Here is a 19,191-nt window from a genome sequence, read left to right on the forward strand (position 1 = left end):
CTGCCCGCACGTGCGGCGGGGAAAATTGCAGCAGCAGCCCCGGCCAAAGGATCTCCATGCACCTCCGCGACATCATCGACAGCAGCGCCGGGCTTCGCCGGGACCTGGCCCTGAACCTGGACAAGTGGCGGCCGCGGGTACAGGGACTCAGCCACGGCCTGCACGCGGACCCGGAGCTGTCCTTCGACGAAACCCGCGCCGCGTCCGCCGTCGCCGCCCTGCTCACGGAGGCGGGGTTCGACGTCGAGCGCGGCACCGCGGGCCTGCCCACCGCGTTGACCGCGACGGCCGGCAGCGGCGACCTGACGGTGGCGCTCTGCGTCGAATACGACGCCCTGCCCGAGATCGGCCACGCCTGCGGCCACAACCTGATCGCCGGCGCCTCGACCGCCGCGGCCCTGGCCCTGCTGCCGTACGTCGATGACCTCGGCATCACCCTGAAGGCGATCGGCACCCCAGCGGAGGAACACGGCGGCGGGAAGATCCTCATGCTGGAGCGCGGCGCGTTCGACGGCGTCGGCCTGGCCCTGATGGTCCACCCCGTGCAGGACGGGTTCAGCTGCAACCCCGCCGGCACCACCGCGCAGGCCGTGGGCCGGTACCGGGCGGTGTACTCCGGCTCCCCCGCCCACGCCGCCGCCGCACCGCACCGGGGCGTGAACGCGGCCGACGCCGCCGTCGTCGCGCAGGTGGCCGTGGGCCTGCTCCGCCAGCAGCTGCCCGCCGACCACCGGGTCTCCGCCTACGTCAGCGAGGCCGGGCGGGCCACCAACATCATTCCCGACCGCGCGGTGGTGGAGTTCGAGTGCCGCGCGTTCACCCTGCCCGAGTACGAGGCACTGCTGGAACGGGTGCGCAACTGCTTCCGCGCCGGCGCGCTGGCCACGGGAACCGCGCTGGAGTTCGAATCCGTCGAGCCGCTGTATCAGCCGCTGCGGCAGGACGAGGTGCTTGCCGGGCACTGGACCGAGGCGATGGATGCCTTCGGCCGCGATGTCCGGCCCGCGCCGGGCCCGGCCGGCGGCTCCACCGACATGGGCAACATCTCGCAGGTCATTCCCAGCCTGCATCCCTGGCTGAGCATTCCGGGCGTGCAGGCGCCCATCCATTCCCGGGAGTTCGCCGAGCTGGCCGACAGCCCCGGCGCCTACGAGCTGATGTTCGAGGCCGCGGCCGCCCTGGCCTGGACCGTGGCCGGCGTGGCTTCGGATCCGGAGCAGTACGCCGCGTTCGCCGCGGGTGCCCGGCAGCGGGGCGCGCTGGGCGCCCCGGCCGACGACGCCGCCGGTCCTTCCGCCGCGGACGGCCGCGGGTGACCCAGTTCCCGGCGGGACCGGCTGCGGTCCTGGATGAGACGGCGCCGGCCCTCATACGGGCCGGAGGCGACGGCGGGGCGGCCCTGGGCCGTGCCGTCCCGGCCTTCCTCGGCCCCGAGGACGTGGAACTGGACGTGACGCTGTGCGGACTCTGCGGCTCGGACATCGTGGTGTACGTGGGCGATCCGGAGTTCGCCTGGGTGCGGCCCGGTACCGTGCTGGGCCACGAGGCGGTGGGCGTGGTCGCCGAGGCCGGCCTGCTGGTGCCCGAGGACTTCACCCCCGGCACCCGCGTGGTCCCGGTCAGCGGCATCGGCTGCGGCTCGTGCGAAGCCTGCCGCACCGACTACGGGCAGGGCTGCCCGCAGCAGATGATCCTCGGCTTGAACCGCCACGGCGCCGCCGCCGCGAGGTGCACCGTGCCCGCGCGGAACCTGGTGGCCGTTCCGGACCACGTTCCGGACGAGACCGCCGTCCTCACCGAACCCGCCTCGGTGGCCTGGCGGGCCGTGGCCGTGACCGGTCGGGTACGGGCCGGGGAGCGGGTGGCCGTGTCCGCCACCCGCGCCATCGGACTGCTGGCCGCCCTGCAGGCGCAGAGCTTCGGCGCGGAAGTGACGCTGGTGGTGCGCCCCGAGCCCAAGTACGACGCCCGGCGCGCGCTGGCCGCCGACCTGGGGCTCGCTGTCAACGCCGCCCCGGCCCCCGGCAGCGTGGACGTCTGGATCGAGGCGACCGGCACCGGCCGGCACCTGGAGCTGGGCATGCGGGCGCTGCGCCCCGGCGGACGGATGATCCCGGTGGCCATGTACTCGGACTCCAGCCGCCGTCCGGCCACCATCACGGTCCGCCCGGATGTCACCGTGCGCCCCAGCTACGCCTCTTCCAAGGCCGACTACGTCAACGCGCTGGCGTTCCTGGCCGGGATCCCCGATATCGGTGCCCGCCTGGTGACCCCCTATCCGCTCACCGATGCCCTGGCCGCGCTGCACGATTCCACCTACGGCCGCGCCGACGGCACCCAGCTGATCAAGGCGGCGCTGCGCCCCTGAGCCGCGGGACGGCCTGCCGACGGATGCGACAGGCCGCCCCGGCCGCTCATGCTGCGTACAGATAACGTCGCTCTGCCGGTGCCGGCCCAAACCATTGTGCAGATAACGCTGTTTTGACGTCCCCTGAGCGACATCAGCTGTACAAAGGATGCGGGCTGGGCGTCGGGCATCCAACTTCCGGCGGGTTGAGGCCCTTTAGGCCCTCCCTAAACAGCCCCAACCCACCGACAGACGGGCAAGCCACGCCCCTGCCTTCCAACTCCCGGCGGGTTGAGGTTCCTTAGGCCCTCCCAAAACAGCCCCAACCCACCGACAGACGGGCAAGCCACGCCCCTGCCTTCTAACTTCCGGCGGTTTGGTGCCGTTATGGTGGCCGCTAAACGGCGTGATCCCACCGGGAGTGGACGGCCGCCCGGCGAGGGGCGCCGGGGCAGCCCGGACGGGACGTCGGACAAAGGGGGAAGCCGGTGTTTGTGGGTTCGTATCTGTGGCAGCTGCGGCAGAAGATCGGCCACGACCTGGTCCTGGCGCCGGGAGCCCAGGTCCTGGTGAGCCGGCCGGACAGCAAGGTTCTTTTCCAGCGCCGCACCGACAACGGGGTCTGGGAACTCCCAGCAGGATCCTGCGAACCGGACCAGAGCTTCGCGGACTGCGCGGCCGCAGAGCTGTTCGAGGAGACGGGCCTGAGCCTGCCTACCGAAAACTTCACGGCCTTCGGGTCGATCTCCGGGCCCAAGCTCCACCACCTTAGCTACCCGAACGGTGACCGGGTCCAGGCCTATGCCATCTGCTTCTGGGTCGAGCTGCCGGGCGGTGCCCAGCTGACAGCCGAAACAGCCGAAGTCTCCGGATTCGCGTGGGCGGACCCTTCCGAGCCGCCCCGGCCCCTGCACCCGCCGACAGCCGAGGCGCTGTCCATGCACGCCGAGTATCTGCGGACCGGCCGGTTCATCGCGCACTGATCACTGGGCTCGGCGAGAGTCGAGGGACGCCGTACCCCGCCTTCCCCCCCCTGCGAAACGTGCCCGCAATGTGCCCCTGACAAGGACGAAACCACCCCTGCGGTAAGGAAATGCGGCGGTTACACAACCGGCCTATCCGCGAAACACGGCCCCCATAGGTTGGCAGCAGCCGGAGAAAAGCAGCCGGCAGCGGCCGCCCGGTGCGGCCGCCAGCGCACCTACAGGGGGATGAACCCGTGATCCGAAACAGCTTCCGCCGCGGCGTCCTGCCGCTGGCCGCCGCCGCCCTGGTGGCCTCCATGACGGCCTGCGGCTCGCAGATCAGTGAAACCTCGGCCAACGCGCCCAGCACCGGCGGCTCCTGCGTCGACACCTCCGGGGACAGCGTGAAGATCGGTTTCCTGAACTCGCTCTCCGGCACCATGGCGATCAGTGAAACCACCGTCCACGATTCGCTGACCCTCGCCGCCGAGGAGATCAACGCCGACGGCGGCGTCCTCGGCAAGCAGCTCGAGGTAGTGACCGAGGACGGCGCCAGCGAACCGACCGTCTTCGCGGAGCGGGCCGGCAAACTCATCCAGCAGGACTGCGTGGCGGCCGTGTTCGGCGGCTGGACCTCGTCCTCGCGCAAGGCGATGCTGCCGGTCTTCGAATCCAACGACGCGCTGCTGTTCTACCCGGTGCAGTACGAGGGTCTGGAGGCCTCCGACAACATCTTCTACACCGGTGCCACCACCAACCAGCAGATCATCCCCGCCCTGGACTACCTGGCCGAACAGGGCACCAAGACGATCTTCCTGGTCGGCAGCGACTACGTCTTCCCGCGCACCGCGAACAAGATCATCCATGCCTACGCCGAGGCGCACGGCATGGAGGTGGTCGGCGAGGAGTACACGCCCCTGGGCTCCACCGAGTTCTCCACCATCGTGAACAAGGTCCGCGACTCCGGGGCCGACGCCGTGTTCAACACCCTCAACGGCGACTCCAACGTGGCGTTCTTCCGCCAGTACAACAGCGTGGGCCTGACCGCCGAGGCCATGCCGGTGGTCTCGGTGTCCATCGCCGAGGAGGAAGTGCCGGGCATCGGTATTGAGAACGTCGAAGGCCAGCTCACCGCCTGGGACTACTACCAGACCGTCGACACCCCGGCCAACCAGGAGTTCGTGGCCGCGTTCAAGGAGCGCTTCGGCGCCGACCGGGTCACCAGCGACCCGATGGAGGCGGCCTACACCTCGCTGCACCTGTGGAAGGCCATGGTCGAGAAGGCCGGCTCGTTCGACGTCGCCGCCGTCCAGGAGGCCGCCGACGGCGTCAGCTTCGACGCCCCCGAAGGCACCGTGACGGTCAACGGGGAGAACAACCACATCACCAAGACCCCGCGCATCGGCCGGATCACCTCCGACGGGCTGATCGAGACCGTCTGGGAGGCGCCGGAGGCGGTGGAGCCGGATCCGTTCCTCGAGACCTACGACTGGGCCGAGGGCCTGGGCGGCTGACCCGCCACGGACCAACGGACATCCACGGGTGAAAGGCACAGCGGAATGGAACTGCTGATCGGACAAATCTTTGCCGGGCTCAGCCTGGGCTCAATCCTGCTGCTGGCGGCGCTGGGCCTGGCCCTGACGTTCGGGCAGATGGGCATCATCAACATGGCGCACGGCGAGTTCATCATGGCCGGGGCGTACACGGCCTTTGTGGTCCAGAAGATCGTGGCCGACGTCGGCGCCTCGCTGCTGGTCTCCATTCCGCTGGCCTTCCTCATCGGCGGCCTGCTGGGCCTGGTGCTCGAGTGGGCGCTGCTGCGGCGCATGTACCACCGGCCGCTGGACACCCTGCTGGTCACCTTCGGCGTCTCGCTGGTGCTCCAGCAGCTGGCCCGGGACATCTTCGGCGCACCGAGCGTGGACGTGCGGATCCCCGGCTGGCTGCAGGGCAACGTGGAACTGCTGGGCGCACCGATTCCGCTGCCCCGGCTGTTCATCCTGCTGCTCTCCCTCACCGCGCTGGCCGCCCTGGCCGCGCTGCTGAAGGCCACCCCGCTCGGCCGGCGGATCCGGGCGACCGTGGTGAACCGGGACCTGGCCGAGACCACCGGCATCTCCACCCGCCGCACCGACCGGCTGACCTTCTTCATCGGCTCGGGCCTGGCCGGGGTGGCCGGCGTCGCGGTCACCCTGATCGGCTCCACCAGCCCGTACCTGGGCACCAACTACATCGTCGACGCCTTCCTGGTGGTGGTCGCCGGCGGCATCGGGCAGATCAAGGGCGCGGCGATCGCCGCCTTCGTCCTGGGCGTGCTGCAGTCCGTCTTTGAATACTCGACGACGGCCAGCCTGGCCAAGGTGCTGGTGCTGGTGGCCGTCGTCGTCTTCCTCCAGGTCCGCCCGCAGGGCCTGTTCACCGTCAAGACGAGGAGCCTGGCATGAGCAACCCCTTCACCGGCGCACTGCGCCCGGGCCGGCCCCGCACCCTGGGCGGCTTCGCGTTGGCCGCGGTCCTGCTGTTCGGGCTCGCCCCGGCCGTCCTCTCCCCCTACAACCTGGGCCTGTTCGGCAAGTTCATCTGCCTGGCCATCGTGGCCGTCGGCATCGGCCTGGCCTGGGGCCGCGGCGGCATGCTGACGCTCGGCCAGGGCGTGTTCTTCGGCCTGGGCGCCTACGTGATGGCGATGCACATGCTGCTCGCCGACGCCTCGCTGTTCGGCGGCACCGGCGTGCCGGACTTCATGATGCTCTACGGCAACGGCACCGTGCCCGCCTGGTGGGAGCCGTTCCGCAGCCCGGTGGTGACCCTGGCCGCCGTCGTCCTGCTGCCCGGCACGGTGGCGCTGCTGCTGGGCCTGGCGGTGTTCCGGCGCCGGGTCAAGGGCGCCTACTTCGCGATCCTCAGCCAGGCGCTGGCCGCCGCGTTCGCCGTGTTCCTGGTCGGCCAGCAGGCCACCACCGGCGGCTCCAACGGCCTGAGCGGCTTCCGGTCCTTCTTCGGCTTCGACCTGCAGGACCCGGCCAACAAGACCATGCTCTACCTGGTCGCCGCCGCGGCGCTGCTCGGCGCCGTCGCCCTGGCCCGGCAGCTGATCAACAGCCGGTTCGGGGAACTGCTCACCGCGGTCCGGGACCAGGAGGAGCGCGTCCGGTTCCTGGGCTACGACCCCGCCGCCCTCAAGACCGCCGTGTACGTCCTCGCCGCGGTGCTCGCCGGCATCGCCGGGGCGCTGTTCGTGCCGATCGTGGGCATCATCTCCCCCGCCGACGTCGGCGTCGCCCCCTCGATCGCGTTCCTCATCGGCGTGGCGATCGGCGGGCGGGCCACCGTGCTCGGCCCGGTGCTCGGGGCCCTCGGCGTGGCGTTCGCCCAGTCCGGGCTGGCCTCCACCTTCCCCTCCTTCTGGGTCTACTTCCAGGGCCTGCTGTTCATCCTGGTCATCGGCTTCCTGCCCGGCGGCCTGGCCTCGGTGAAACTCGGCGCGCTGGCCGGGCGGCTGAAACGGCGCACCGGCTCAGCCCCCGACCCCGCCCCGCCCGGCGGCGCGACCGGCAACGAGAACGCCAACAGGCCCGTCCCGCAGCCCGCGCACACCGCCGCGGCCCCGACCACCAAGGAGCAGCCGGCATGACCCCGCGCATCCCTCCCGTTCCCGCCGCCCCGCCGGCCCCGCTGCTGCCCGACGCCGAGCCCGCCCCCGGCGGGCTGCGCGCCGGCCGCCCCCAGTACCTGGAGATCCGGGACCTGCGGGTGACCTTCGACGGGTTCACCGCCGTGGACGGCGTGAACCTGGACGTCACCCAGGGCGACCTGCGGTTCCTCATCGGACCCAACGGCGCCGGCAAGACCACCGTCATCGACGCCATCACGGGGCTGGTGAAGGCCACCGGTTCGGTGAACCACACCGGCACCGAGCTGCTGGGCCGCAAGGTGCACAAGGTGGCGCGGCTCGGCGTCGGGCGGACCTTCCAGACCGCAAGCGTGTTCGAGAACCTCTCGGTGCTGCAGAACCTGGACATCGCCGCCGGCGCCGGGCGCAGCCCGCTGCAGCTGCTGCGCCGGCGCCGCGGCGTCGAACCCGCCGTCGAGGAGGCGCTGGAGATCATCGGGCTGGAACACGTGGCCGGCCGGCAGGCCGGGGAGCTGGCGCACGGGCAGAAGCAGTGGCTGGAGATCGGCATGCTGCTGGTGCAGAACGCGGACCTGCTGCTGCTGGACGAGCCGATCGCCGGAATGAGCCAGGACGAACGCGACCAGACCGGCGCACTGCTGCGCCGCATCGGCGGCAGCCGCATCACCCTGGTGGTGGAGCACGACATGGACTTTGTCCGCGAGTACGCCACCTCCGTGACCGTGCTGGCCGCGGGCCGGGTGCTCAGCGAAGGCAGCGTGGCCGAGGTCCAGGCGGATCCGCGCGTGCAGGAGGTCTACCTGGGAACGGCTGCTGACGGAGGAGGGCACTGATGCTGGAAGTGAAGGACCTGCGGGTCGGCTACGGGCGGACCGAGGTGCTGCACGGGGTGGACCTGGCCGTGCCCGAGGATGCGGTGGCGGCGGTGCTGGGGCACAACGGCGCCGGCAAGAGCACGCTGCTGCGCGCCGTCGTCGGCCTCCTCAAGCCCACGTCCGGCAGCATCCGGCTCGACGGCGAGGACATCACCCGGCTGCGGCCGCATCAGCGCACGCAGCGGGGCATCGCATATGTGCCGCAGGGTCAGCAGGCGTTCGGGCCGCTGACCACGCTGGAGAACCTGCGCGTCGCGGCCGACGGGCGGCGCAACGCCGGCGCCCTGATGGAGGAGGCGCTGGAGATGTTCCCGGCGCTGCGGCCGCTGCTGGGCCGCCGGGCCGGGCTGCTCTCCGGCGGGCAGCGGCAGCAGCTGGCCATCGCCCGGGCCCTGATCACGCAGCCGCGGCTGCTCATCCTGGACGAGCCGACCGAAGGCATCCAGCCCAACGTGGTGGCCGAGATCGAACGCACCATCATGGCGTTGGCCGCCCGGCCGGGCATGCAGGTGCTGCTGGTGGAGCAGCACATCGGCTTCGCGCTGCAGGCCGCCCACGAGTATTCCGTCCTGGCCTCCGGCCGGGTCGCTTCCCGCGGAGCCGGCGGCACGGCGTCGGCGGCCGAGACCGTCCGCGCGGCGATGGCGATCTGAGCCCGGGCCTGCTGGGTGCCCATCCGGCGGGCCGCAGCGGCGGCGACGACGCATCGGCAGCCGGCGCAGCGGGACGCGATCGGGGCGGGGGCGTGAAGCCCCCGCCCCGATCACGTCCGGCGGATGATCAGCGGACGATCAGCACGTCCAGGGTCCGCGGGCCGTGCACGCCCTCCACACGTTCGAGCTCGATGTCGCTGGTGGCGCTCGGGCCGCTGATCATGGTCAGCGGCCGGGTGCCGTCCAGCCGGCGCAGCGCCTCGGGCACGATCCCGGCAATGTCGCCCACCCGGACCACGCAGATGTGGTGGTCCGGCACGAGGGTGATGGCGCGGCGGCCCTGGTTGGGGCTGCCGTCCAGGATGATGGTGCCGGTCTCGGCGACGGAGACCGCGCTGCCGGTGACCACGGCATCGACGGCGTCCAGTTCCGCCACGCTGAGCGGGCTGCCCTCAGCGTCGGTCCGGCGCCGGGAGCGGGTTCCCGCCCGGGCGTCGGCCGCCTCGGCCTCCTCCAGCCAGGCCGGGTCCAGGCCGTCGGGAACCACATAGCTCTCCGCCTCGGCCAGCAGGGCGGCGATCCGCCCCGGCAGCTCGTCTTCGGTCACCACCGCGACGCCGGCCTTGTAGTCGACCAGCCGGTCCACCAGCAGATCAATCAGCTGCTCAGTGGACAGGCCGGACTCGTGCCGGTAGTTCCGCGGCACCTCGGGCACCGGCGGCTGGTCGGCCAGCGCGCTGCGCAGCCGGCCCAGGATCTCTTCGCGTGCGCTCACCGCTGCTCCCCTTCCGTCCCGCCGCCTTCGGTGCCCTGCCCCTCGGCCGGCGCACCGCCGTCGTCGTGATGTTTTTTCCACCAGTCGCGGAAGCTTTGCGCCGGCGGCGCAGGCAGGTCGCGGCTGGAGGTCCAGCCGGCGGCGATGCCGGGCAGGTGCTTGATCACCTTGTCCGGACCCGCGGCCAGGCGGCCCAGCGGCAGCGCCTTCTCGGCCAGGCCGAGGCGGGAGCCCTTGGACATGGCCCAGGAGGCGCCCTTCATCACCACGTCCATCTGCGAGGGCAGCTTCTTCTTCCCGCGCTTGCTGTCCACGTCCTCCCTGCGCAGATGCACGAGGATCTCGGGGATGTTGATCTTCACCGGGCAGGCGTCGTAGCAGGCGCCGCAGAGCGAGGACGCGTACGGCAGGGAGTTGTTCTCCTCGGCCTGGATGCCGGTCATCAGCGGCGAGAGGATCGCGCCGATCGGTCCGGGGTAGGTGGAGCCATAGGCGTGGCCGCCGGTCCGCTCGTACACCGGGCACACGTTCATGCAGGCGCTGCAGCGGATGCAGTGCAGCGCGGAGCGGCCCATGGTGTCCGCCAGGGCGGCGGAGCGGCCGTTGTCCAGCAGCACCAGGTGCACGTTCTTCGGCCCGTCGCCCTCGGTGACGCCGGTCCACATGGAGGTGTAGGGGTTCATTCGCTCGCCGGTGGAGGAGCGCGGCAGCAGCTGCAGGAAGACCTCGAGGTCGGCCCAGGTGGGCACCAGCTTCTCCACGCCCATGACGGTGATCAGGGTTTCCGGCAGGGTCAGGCACATCCGGCCGTTGCCCTCGGATTCCACCACGCCCAGGGTGCCGGCGTCGGCCACGGCGAAGTTGGCGCCGGAGACGGCCACCTTGGCGGAGAGGAACTTGCGGCGCAGGTGCAGCCGGGCGGCCTCGGCCAGGCGGGCCGGGTTGTCGGTGAGGCCCGGGTCCACCTCGGGCATTTCGCGCAGGAAGATGTCCCGCACCTGGGTGCGGTTCTTGTGGATGGCGGGCACCAGGATGTGGCTGGGCTTGTCGTGGTCCAGCTGGACGATCAGTTCGGCGAGGTCGGTTTCGAAGGCGGCGATGCCTTCGGCCTCGAGGTGTTCGTTGAGCCCGATCTCCTGGGTGGCCATTGACTTGATCTTGACGACCTCGTCCGCGCCCTGTTCCCGGATCAGATCGGTGACGATGGCGTTCGCCTCGGCGGCGTCGCGCGCCCAGTGGATGATGCCGCCGCGCGCGGTGAAGTTCTTCTCGAACTCCTCCAGCAGCTCGGGCAGGCGGGCCATCACGGCTTCCTTGACCGCGCTGCCGGCGCTGCGCAGCTCCTCCCAGTCCGGCAGCTCCGCCACCACGCGGGCGCGCTTGTTGCGGATGGTGGAGGTGGCGTGGCCCAGGTTCGCGCGCAGCTGCGCGTTGCCCAGCTCGTGCTCGGCGGCGTCGGGGAAGGGCTTCGCGGCGTGCAGGTTGCCGTGCCCGTACGCCCGTACTTCGGGCATGCCCAGGTAGGTGCTCATCGTCCGCTCCGTCCGGCCAGGCGGGCCTCGCCCGTGATTTCGACAGGGTTTTCCCGGGTGCTGGCCAGGATCTCGGCCAGGTGCAGGGTGGTGACGCCGGTCTCGGCCCGGGACAGGCCTCCGCCGATGTGCATCAGGCAGGACGCGTCGCCGCCGGTGCACAGCTCGGCGCCGGTGGAGACGATGTTCGCGGCCTTGTCCTCCAGCATCGCGGTGGAGACCTGGGAGTTCTTGATCGAGAAGGTGCCGCCGAAGCCGCAGCACTGGTCGGCCGAGGGCAGCGGGGCGACCTCGATGCCGCCCACCGTCTGCAGCAGGTCCAGCTGCCGGTCGCCCAGCCGCAGCAGGCGCATGCCGTGGCAGCTGGGGTGGTAGGTGACCTTGTGCGGGAACCAGGAGCCGAGCTGCCCGGCGGCGTCGGTCACGCCGAGCACGTCGGTGAGCAGCTGGGCGAACTCGTAGGTGCGCGCGCCGACCTCCTCGGCGCGCTTCTCCAGGCCGGCGTCGCCGCAGGCCCGCGCCAGCATCGGGTGCTGGTGCTTCACCGAGGCGACACAGGATCCGGACGGGGCGACGGCGACGTCGTAGTCCCCGGTGTCGAACGCGTCGACGTGGTTGCGGACCACCGGCAGGGCCTCCGGGAAGTACCCGGAGTTCATGTGCATCTGCCCGCAGCAGGCCTGCCCGGACGGGAACACCACCTCGTGGCCCAGCCGCTCGAGCACGGCGGCGGTGGCACGGGCGGTGCTCGGATACATCGCATCGACGATGCAGGTGGCGAACAGCGCGATTCTCATAACAGCCTCCCAGCCGGACACCCCGGCACGTATGGTCTGACCATAGTAGAACACGTGGCAGCAGTGTAGCCAAGGGCACCATGCCCGGTGACGGCGGTCACCAGTGTTCCGGAAAGTGGGCTAACATTCTGTGGCCTGACCAATATGGCCTGACCATGCGCCAGGCCGCCGCCCGCTTCTCCGAGCCCCCGAGGAACTCCGTGGATACGTTCGTCCCCGCCACCGACCCGGTGCTGAACAGCGTGGCCTGGTCCGCGCTGGTCGCCCTGCTGCCGCTGCTGGTCTTCTTTGTCCTGCTGGCCTTCCTCAAGGTCAAGGCCCACGTCGCCGGGGCCGCCGCCCTGCTTGCGGCCATCGTGGTGGCCGTGCTGGCCTACCAGATGCCCGCCGGGCTGGCCCTGCTCTCGGCCAGCCAGGGAGCGGTGTTCGGCGCGTTCCCCGTGCTCTGGATCGTGATCATGGCCGTCTGGCTGTACCAGATCACCGTGCTCAGCGGCCGGTTCGAGGACCTGCGCCGGGTCTTCGACCGGATCGGCGGCGGCGACGTCCGTGTGCAGGCCATCCTGGTCGCGTTCTGCTTCGGCGGCCTGCTGGAGGCCCTGGCCGGCTTCGGCGCCCCGGTCGCGATCACCGCCACCATGCTGGTCGCCCTGGGCATCCAGCCGCTGAAGGCCGCCGCAGCCGTGCTCGTGGCAAACACCGCCCCGGTCGCCTTCGGCGCCATGGCCATCCCGATCACCACCGCCGCCAACCTCACCGGACTCGACGCCGTCCACCTGGGCACCGTCGTCGGCCGCCAGGCTCCGCTGCTGGCCGTCTTCGTGCCGCTGCTGCTGGTCTTCATCCTCGACGGACGCCGCGGCATGCGCGACACCTGGCCCGCCGCCGTCGTCACCGGCGTCGCGTTCGCCGTCGCGCAGGTGCTGTGCTCCACCTTCTTCTCCTACGAGCTGACCGACATCGTCGCTGCCCTGGCCGGCCTCGGCGCCGCCGTCGTGTTCCTGCGCTTCTGGCAGCCCCGCGGCCTGGAGGCCGCCCGTGAGCGGATGGGCCTGCCCGCCCTGGCCGAGGCCGTCACCGCCGGCACCGGCTCCCGCGCCGGCGCTTCCGCGGGCGGCGCCGCCGGCACCGGCGACGAGCTGACCGCCTCCCGTACCTGGCTGGCCCTGTTCCCGTACTTCCTGGTCATCGTGGTCTTCGGCATCGGGAAGCTGTGGCGGTGGGGCGTGGACGTGCCCGCGTTCCTGGCCTCCACCGACGTCAAGATCGCCTGGCCGTGGCTGCACGAGCGGCTGCTGGACGAGTCCGGCAACCCGGTCTCCTCCACCATCTACACCTTCACCTGGCTCTCCTCCCCCGGCACCCTGCTGCTCATCACCGGCCTGATCGTGGCCGTGGTGTACGCGAAGTTCAACGACGGCGGCCGGTACGCGCTGCGCGTCGCCGACGCCGTGAAGGAAATCGGGCGCACCACCTGGAACATGCGCTGGGCCGGCCTGACCATCCTGTCCGTGCTGTCCCTGGCCTACGTCATGAACTTCTCCGGCCAGACCGTGGCCATCGGCACCTGGCTGGCCGGCACCGGCGCGTTCTTCGCCTTCCTCTCCCCCGTGCTCGGCTGGGTGGGCACCGCGGTGACCGGCTCCGACACCTCCGCCAACGCCCTGTTCGCCCGCCTGCAGCAGACCGCCGGCCTCGAAGCCGGCATCGACCCGAACCTGCTGGTCGCGGCCAACACCACCGGCGGCGTCGTCGGCAAGCTGATCAGCCCGCAGAACCTGGCCATCGCGGTCACCGCGGTGAAGCTGGACGGCCAGGAGTCGGTGCTGCTGAAGAAGGTGGTCGGCTGGAGCGTGGGCCTGCTGCTGGTGCTCTGCACCCTGGTCTACCTGCAGTCCACCCCCGTGCTGGGCTGGATGCTCCCGTAGCCCACAGGTGTTCCGCTGATGCTCCAAGGGCCTAAATTGGTCCTTGGAGCATCGCCGCTTCCCCCCGACGGATCAGGATCGATATGAGCGTCACTGCAGAAAACCCCGTCCCCCGGTTTGCCGGTTCCTTCACGGAGCTGGGCCCGAACATCAGCACCCGGGAAATCGACCGGCGCAAGATGGCCCACGATGCCTCGCACTACCTGCTGGTGCCCCAGGCGGTGGCCACCCCCGGCTCCGCGGAGGAGGTGGCCGCGCTGCTGCGCCGCAGCCGGAACCAGGGCATCCCCGCCACCTTCCGCTCCGGCGGCACCAGCCTCTCCGGGCAGGGCATCACCGACTCGCTGCTGATCGACACCCGCCGCCACTTCCGCGGCATCCAGGTGCTCGACGACGGCGCCCGGGTCCGCGTGGAGCCCGGCGTCACTGTGCGGGCGGTCAACGCCCGGCTCGCCCCGCACGGGCGCAAGCTCGGCCCCGACCCGGCCAGCGAGATCGCCTGCACGATCGGCGGGGTGGTGGCCAACAACTCCTCCGGGATGTCCTGCGGCACCGAGTTCAACACGTATCAGACCGTGGAATCCCTGGTGATGGTGCTGCCCTCGGGCACCGTCATCGACTCCGCGGCGCCGGACGCCGCCGAGCGGCTGCGGGCCCTGGAGCCGGAGCTGTTCGAGGGCCTGCTGCGCCTGCGCGGCCGGATCGTCGCCAACCCGGAGTCGGTGCGCACCCTCACCCGGCTGTTCTCCATGAAGAACACCATGGGCTACGGGCTGAACTCCTTCCTGGACTACGAGGACCCGGTCCAGATCCTCGCCCACCTGATGATCGGCTCCGAGGGCACCCTCGGCTTCGTGGCCGAAGCGGTGTTCCGCACCGTCCCGGCGCTGCCGCAGGCGGCCACCGGGCTGCTGCTGTTCGAGGACCTCGACGCCGCGGCCACCGCCCTGCCGGACCTGGTCGCCCAGGGCCTGGCCGCCGTCGAGCTGCTGGACGCCACCTCGCTGCGGGTGGCGCGCGCCGCCGTCGACGCCCCGGAGCAGTTGAAGGCGCTGGAGGTGGACCGGCACGCCGCCCTGCTGATCGAGCACCAGGCGGCCGACGTCGAGGCGCTGGCGGAGCTGCGCGCCGCCACCGATCCCCTGCTGGCCTCGCTGGACCTGGCCGCGCCGTTCGAAATGACCGGCGACGCGAAGGCCCGCGCGCGGCTCTGGCATATGCGCAAGGGCCTGTACACCACGGTCGCCGGCGCCCGGCCCACCGGCACCAACGCCCTGCTCGAAGACATCGTGGTGCCGGTTCCCTCGCTGGCCCGGACCTGCGCCGAGCTGACCGAGCTGTTCACCAAGCACCGGTACCGGGACTCGGTGATCTTCGGCCACGCCAAGGACGGCAACGTCCACTTCATGCTCAACGAACGCTTCGACGACCCGGTGGAGCTGGAGCGCTACCAGGCGTTCACCGACGACATGGTGGACCTGGTCCTCGCCGAGGGCGGCTCGCTCAAGGCCGAGCACGGCACCGGCCGGATCATGGCCCCGTTCGTGCGCCGCCAGTACGGCGACGAGCTGTACGAGGTGATGTGCGAGCTGAAGGCGCTGGTCGACCCGCCGAACCTGCTCAACCCGGGCGTGCTGCTGAACGACGACGCCGCGGCCTACATCCGCGACCTCAAGGTGGCGCCCACGGTCGAGGAGGAGGTGGACCGCTGCGTCGAATGCGGGTACTGCGAGCCGGTCTGCCCCAGCAAGGACATCACCACCACCCCGCGCCAGCGGATCGTGCTGCGCCGCGAGATCGCCGCCGCCGAGCAGCGCGGCGACGAGGCCCTGGCCCGCCGGCTGCGTGAGGACTACGACTACGACGGCACCCAGACCTGCGCCGTCGACGGCATGTGCGTCACCGCCTGCCCGGTGCTGATCAACACCGGCGACCTGACCCGCCGGCTCCGCCGCGAAGATGCCAACCCGGCGGCGCAGCTGGGCTGGAAGGCCGCGGCCAAGGGCTGGGGCGGAGCCACCCGGCTCGGCGGCCTGGCCCTGTCCGCCGCCAAAGTGTTCCCGACGCCGCTGCCCAAGGCGGCCACTGCCGTCGCCCGCGCCGTGCTCGGCGATGAGAACATTCCCGAGTACAGCGGCGTGCTGCCCGGCGGCGGCAGCACCCGCACCCCGCGCGAGGACCCGGACGCCGAGGTCGTGTTCTTCCCCGCCTGCATCGGCACCATGTTCGGCCCGGCGGCCGACGGCGAGGGCGCCGCGGCGGCGTTCCTGGAAGTCTGCGGGCGGGCCGGCGTCGGCGTCCGCGTGCCCGAGGGCATCGGCAGCCTGTGCTGCGGCACGCCCTGGAAGTCCAAGGGCTTCTCGCAGGGCTACGAGACGATGTCGGACCGCGTGCTGGCCGGGCTGTGGGAGGCCTCCGGCGGCGGGGCGCTGCCGGTGGTGTGCGATGCGGCGTCGTGCACCGAGGGCCTGGACACCATGAAGCGGGCGGCTGCGGAGAGCGGGAAGTACTCGGCGCTGCGGTTCGTGGACTCCACCGAGTTTGTCCGGGACCGGGTGCTGCCGCGGCTGGCCGTCTCCCGCCGACTGACCTCCCTGGCGCTGCACCCGACCTGCTCCTCCACCCAGCTCGGCGCCAACGACGCCCTGTCCGAGATCGCCGCGGCGGTCAGCGACGAGGTGTACGTGCCGCCGAGCTGGGGCTGCTGCGCCTTCGCCGGCGACCGCGGGCTGCTGCATCCGGAGCTCACCGCCTCGGCCACAGACCGGCAGGCGGCGGAGATCAACACCCGCGAGTTCGGCGGCTACGCGTCGGTGAACCGGACCTGCGAAATCGGCATGTCCAAGGCCACCGGCCACACCTACCGGCACATTCTGGAGTACCTGGCCGAGGCGACGCGGTAGGAGCGGGCGAGGCGGCGCCGTGCAGCCGGTGACGCTTCGGCTGCCGTTCCAGGGCCGGTGGACGGTGCAGAACAGTCCGGCGAACCGGGTGCCGAGCCATGGCACCGACTTGTTCGGCACCACGTACGCGATCGACTTCGTTGCCGTGGACGCGCGCGGCCGGTCCGCCCCGCCCTCGTGGCGCGCCGTCGTCGGCGTCGAGCCGCCCGATCGGTTCACCGGTTTCGGGGCACCGATCCTGGCGCCGGCGTCGGGCGTTGTCGCGGCGGTGCACGACGGGGAACCGGACCATGAGGCCCGCCGCTCGCAGCCCGCCCTGCTGGGATACGCCCTGGGCCAGGCCGCCCGGGTGCGGCAGGGCGTCGGGGCGGTCGCCGGGAACTTTGTGGTGCTGTCGGTGCCTGCGCGGCCGGGCGTCGGCGTCGACGTCCGCACCGTCTACGTGCTGCTCGCCCATCTGCGGCGCGGCTCCATCGGCGTCGCCGTCGGGGACACCGTGGTGCCGGGAGGCCGGCTGGCCGAATGCGGCAACTCGGGCAACAGCACCGAGCCACACGTTCATGTGCAGGTCACCGATTCGATGGACTGGGACCGCGCCCGTGGCCTGCCCCTGGCCTTCGAGCATCCCCTCAGCGGCGAGCCCTGGCTGCCACGCAACCGAGAGACCGTCGACGCCGGGTAGCCGGACTATCGGTGGGTTGAGGTCGTTTTGCCCCGGCGTCAGCTCAACTATCGGCGGGTTGATGCATGGAAGGCCGTCTCAAAGCAGCGCCAAGCCGCCGACAGACGACCCGGCACGGGCCGAAGCCACCCCTACGCCCAACTATCGGCGGGATGAGGTCGCCTAGCCTTGCCCTAACCCAACTATCGGCGGGTTGAGGTCGCTTCGCCCCGGCCTCAGCGCAACTATCGGCGGGATGAAGCGTGAAAGGCCGCCTCAAAGCAACACCAACCCGCCGACAGACGAATGGGCACGGGCACAGGTCAGCCCACCCAAAGCATCCGTTGTACACATAACGTCCCTTCACCCACCGCCAGGCAGCATCACCTGTACAACGGATTGCCGGGCGCCAAGCCAGGCAGCATCACCTGTACAACCGATTGCCGGGCGCCAAGCCAGGCAGCATCACCTGTACAACCGATTGCCGGGCGCCAAGCCAGGCAGCATCACCTGTACAACCGATTGCCGGGCGCGCCGCCAGGCAGCATCTGTTGTACAAACGATTCGCGGACAGCGCGGAGATACCTTCCTATCTCCGCAGCTGCTCAGCCCCGGTCGCCGGCCTTCCGCGCCGGCCGCAGCCGGGCGGTGACCGCCAGCGCGGCCACGGCCAGCGCCACGGCCCCGGCGAACACCGCGGTGAAGGCCTGCTCCGGCGAGGCCGGCAGCAGCGCCGCGAAACCGATACCGCCCAGCGCCAGCCACAGCGACTGCACCAGGTTGTCATTGATCTGCAGCGAGGAACTGTTGGCGCCCTCCTCACCCCGCCGGGACCAGTCCAGCAGCAGCACCGACAGGGTGGAGAACCCCATGCCGATGCCCAGCCCGGCCACCGCCCAGCCGGCGATGACGACGGCGACGCTCACCTCCGGGTGCACGGCGGCCAGCGCCGGGACCATGCCTGCGGCCATCAGCAGCACACCGATGCGCACCCGCATGACCTTCGGGGCCAGGAAGCGCACGTTGGCCGCCAGCCAGGAACCGCCGAACCAGGTCAGCGCGGAGACGCTCAGCAGCGCGCCCGCCTCCACCGGCTCGAACCCCCGCTGCTCCACCAGGGCCAGCGGCAGGTACGCCTCGACCCCAACGAACGCCGCACCCACCAGGCCGCGGGAGGCGATGACCGCCGGCAGGCCGCGGCGCAGGGTCCAGGTGCCCTTCGGCAGCAGGCGCGGCCCGCCCAGCAGCACCGCCGCGAGCGACACCGCCCCGAGCAGCACCGGCCAGCCCCAGCCGCCCAGGCCCTGCTCGCCCAGGCTGCCCAGCCCAAGCACGCCCGCCGCGGCGGCCACCGACCACAGCACCGGCCCGGGCCGCGGCCGCCACCGGCCGTCGGAGGCGGTGGCACGCAGCACCGGCTCCAGCGCCAGGTAGGCGACGACGGCGAGCACCGGGGCGATGCCGAACACCCACCGCCAGCCGAGCACGTCGTTGATCGCGCCGGCGATGACCGGTCCGATGACTCCCGGCAGCACCCAGCCGCTGGTCAGCACCGTGAACGCCTGCGGCCGCATGGCCTCCGGGTAGGCGCGGGCCACCACCACGTACATCGCCACCGAGGCGAGCCCGGAGCCGAAGCCCTGCAGCCCGCGGCCCACCAGCAGCAGCTCCATGCTCGGCGCCAGCGCGGCCGCCGCCAGCCCCAGGGAGAACAGCAGGACGCCCAGCCGCAGCGCCGGGCCCGGTCCGCGGGCGTCGCTCCAGCCGCCGCCCAGCCCGATCGAGACCACCGACAGGGCCATCGGCGCGCCGAACGCCAGCGCGTACAGGCTCAAGCCGTCCAGGTCCCGGGCCACGACCGGCATCACCGTCGCCACCGCGAGCGCCTCGAAGGCGAAGAGGAACGCGAGCGCGAACAGGCCCGCCGTCGTCGTGCGGTGGGTGCGGGACCAGACCCGGGCCGACGACGGCGCGCCGCCGGCGGGGGCCGAAGAGGAAGCCGCGGATGAGGCCGCGGTGCCCGCCCGGGCGGCTTTCCCCGGGGCCGACGTCGGCGGGGCGGGTTGGGGGCTGCTGCCGGGCTCGGGCACTCGGGCTCCTTCGTCGATCACCGATACATTC

Annotated in this window: 15 protein-coding genes; 11 read left to right on the forward strand and 4 right to left on the reverse strand. The window is 71.6% G+C overall.

What is annotated here, in order from left to right; genetic code table 11:
* Nucleotides 1-56 precede the first annotated feature (56 nt).
* From AC5RV6_RS13440 to urtE, 8 genes are all read left to right on the forward strand, one after another.
* Nucleotides 57-1,316, forward strand: a complete 1,260-nt coding sequence (locus AC5RV6_RS13440) for an amidohydrolase (protein ID WP_494007823.1) — start codon at nt 57-59, stop codon at nt 1,314-1,316.
* A complete protein-coding gene (locus tag AC5RV6_RS13445; RefSeq protein ID WP_494007824.1) occupies nt 1,313-2,368 on the forward strand; it encodes an alcohol dehydrogenase catalytic domain-containing protein in 1,056 nt (351 codons plus the stop codon). The genes AC5RV6_RS13440 and AC5RV6_RS13445 overlap by 4 nt, the downstream gene beginning before the upstream one ends.
* A gap of 467 nt (nt 2,369-2,835) precedes the next feature.
* Entirely contained in the window at nt 2,836-3,330 is a 495-nt protein-coding gene (locus tag AC5RV6_RS13450) for an NUDIX domain-containing protein (RefSeq protein WP_494007825.1), read from the forward strand.
* Nucleotides 3,331-3,566: 236 nt separating this feature from the next.
* A complete protein-coding gene (gene urtA / locus AC5RV6_RS13455; RefSeq protein ID WP_494007826.1) occupies nt 3,567-4,826 on the forward strand; it encodes an urea ABC transporter substrate-binding protein in 1,260 nt (419 codons plus the stop codon).
* Nucleotides 4,827-4,871: 45 nt separating this feature from the next.
* On the forward strand, nt 4,872-5,756 hold the full coding sequence (gene urtB / locus AC5RV6_RS13460) for an urea ABC transporter permease subunit UrtB (RefSeq protein WP_494007827.1): 885 nt from the start codon (nt 4,872-4,874) through the stop codon (nt 5,754-5,756).
* Entirely contained in the window at nt 5,753-6,946 is a 1,194-nt protein-coding gene (gene urtC, locus AC5RV6_RS13465; protein WP_494007828.1) for an urea ABC transporter permease subunit UrtC, read from the forward strand. Before urtB ends, urtC begins: the two co-directional genes overlap by 4 nt.
* The gene (gene urtD / locus AC5RV6_RS13470) at nt 6,943-7,779 is read left to right on the forward strand and encodes an urea ABC transporter ATP-binding protein UrtD (protein ID WP_494007829.1); all 837 of its coding nucleotides are present in this window, start codon (nt 6,943-6,945) and stop codon (nt 7,777-7,779) included. The genes urtC and urtD overlap by 4 nt, the downstream gene beginning before the upstream one ends.
* On the forward strand, nt 7,779-8,474 hold the full coding sequence (gene urtE, locus AC5RV6_RS13475; protein WP_494007830.1) for an urea ABC transporter ATP-binding subunit UrtE: 696 nt from the start codon (nt 7,779-7,781) through the stop codon (nt 8,472-8,474). Before urtD ends, urtE begins: the two co-directional genes overlap by 1 nt.
* 127 nt (nt 8,475-8,601) lie before the next feature.
* Here the strand turns inward: urtE and AC5RV6_RS13480 are convergent, their stop codons facing one another.
* The 3 genes from AC5RV6_RS13480 to AC5RV6_RS13490 are packed head-to-tail and all read right to left on the reverse strand — an operon-like array spanning nt 8,602 to nt 11,578.
* Complete coding sequence (locus AC5RV6_RS13480) at nt 8,602-9,249, reverse strand: LutC/YkgG family protein (protein WP_494007831.1); 648 nt, start codon at nt 9,247-9,249, stop codon at nt 8,602-8,604.
* Nucleotides 9,246-10,781, reverse strand: a complete 1,536-nt coding sequence (locus tag AC5RV6_RS13485; protein ID WP_494007832.1) for a LutB/LldF family L-lactate oxidation iron-sulfur protein — start codon at nt 10,779-10,781, stop codon at nt 9,246-9,248. Before AC5RV6_RS13485 ends, AC5RV6_RS13480 begins: the two co-directional genes overlap by 4 nt.
* Nucleotides 10,778-11,578, reverse strand: a complete 801-nt coding sequence (locus tag AC5RV6_RS13490) for a (Fe-S)-binding protein (protein WP_494007833.1) — start codon at nt 11,576-11,578, stop codon at nt 10,778-10,780. Before AC5RV6_RS13490 ends, AC5RV6_RS13485 begins: the two co-directional genes overlap by 4 nt.
* A 200-nt stretch (nt 11,579-11,778) precedes the next feature.
* On the opposite strand from AC5RV6_RS13490, the gene AC5RV6_RS13495 reads away from it, so the two are divergent.
* The 3 genes from AC5RV6_RS13495 to AC5RV6_RS13505 all read left to right on the forward strand — a co-directional run bounded on the left by AC5RV6_RS13495 (nt 11,779) and on the right by AC5RV6_RS13505 (nt 17,091).
* Nucleotides 11,779-13,506, forward strand: a complete 1,728-nt coding sequence (locus tag AC5RV6_RS13495) for an L-lactate permease (RefSeq protein WP_494007834.1) — start codon at nt 11,779-11,781, stop codon at nt 13,504-13,506.
* Nucleotides 13,507-13,589: 83 nt separating this feature from the next.
* Nucleotides 13,590-16,409, forward strand: coding sequence for an FAD-binding and (Fe-S)-binding domain-containing protein (locus AC5RV6_RS13500; protein ID WP_494007835.1), 2,820 nt, complete (start codon nt 13,590-13,592; stop codon nt 16,407-16,409).
* Nucleotides 16,410-16,428: 19 nt separating this feature from the next.
* A complete protein-coding gene (locus AC5RV6_RS13505; RefSeq protein WP_494007836.1) occupies nt 16,429-17,091 on the forward strand; it encodes a M23 family metallopeptidase in 663 nt (220 codons plus the stop codon).
* 584 nt (nt 17,092-17,675) lie between these two features.
* On the opposite strand, the gene AC5RV6_RS13510 is transcribed toward AC5RV6_RS13505, so the two are convergent.
* Entirely contained in the window at nt 17,676-19,181 is a 1,506-nt protein-coding gene (locus AC5RV6_RS13510; RefSeq protein ID WP_494007837.1) for an MFS transporter, read from the reverse strand.
* Nucleotides 19,182-19,191 lie beyond the last annotated feature (10 nt).

It is taken from the genome of Arthrobacter saudimassiliensis (assembly GCF_059090665.1).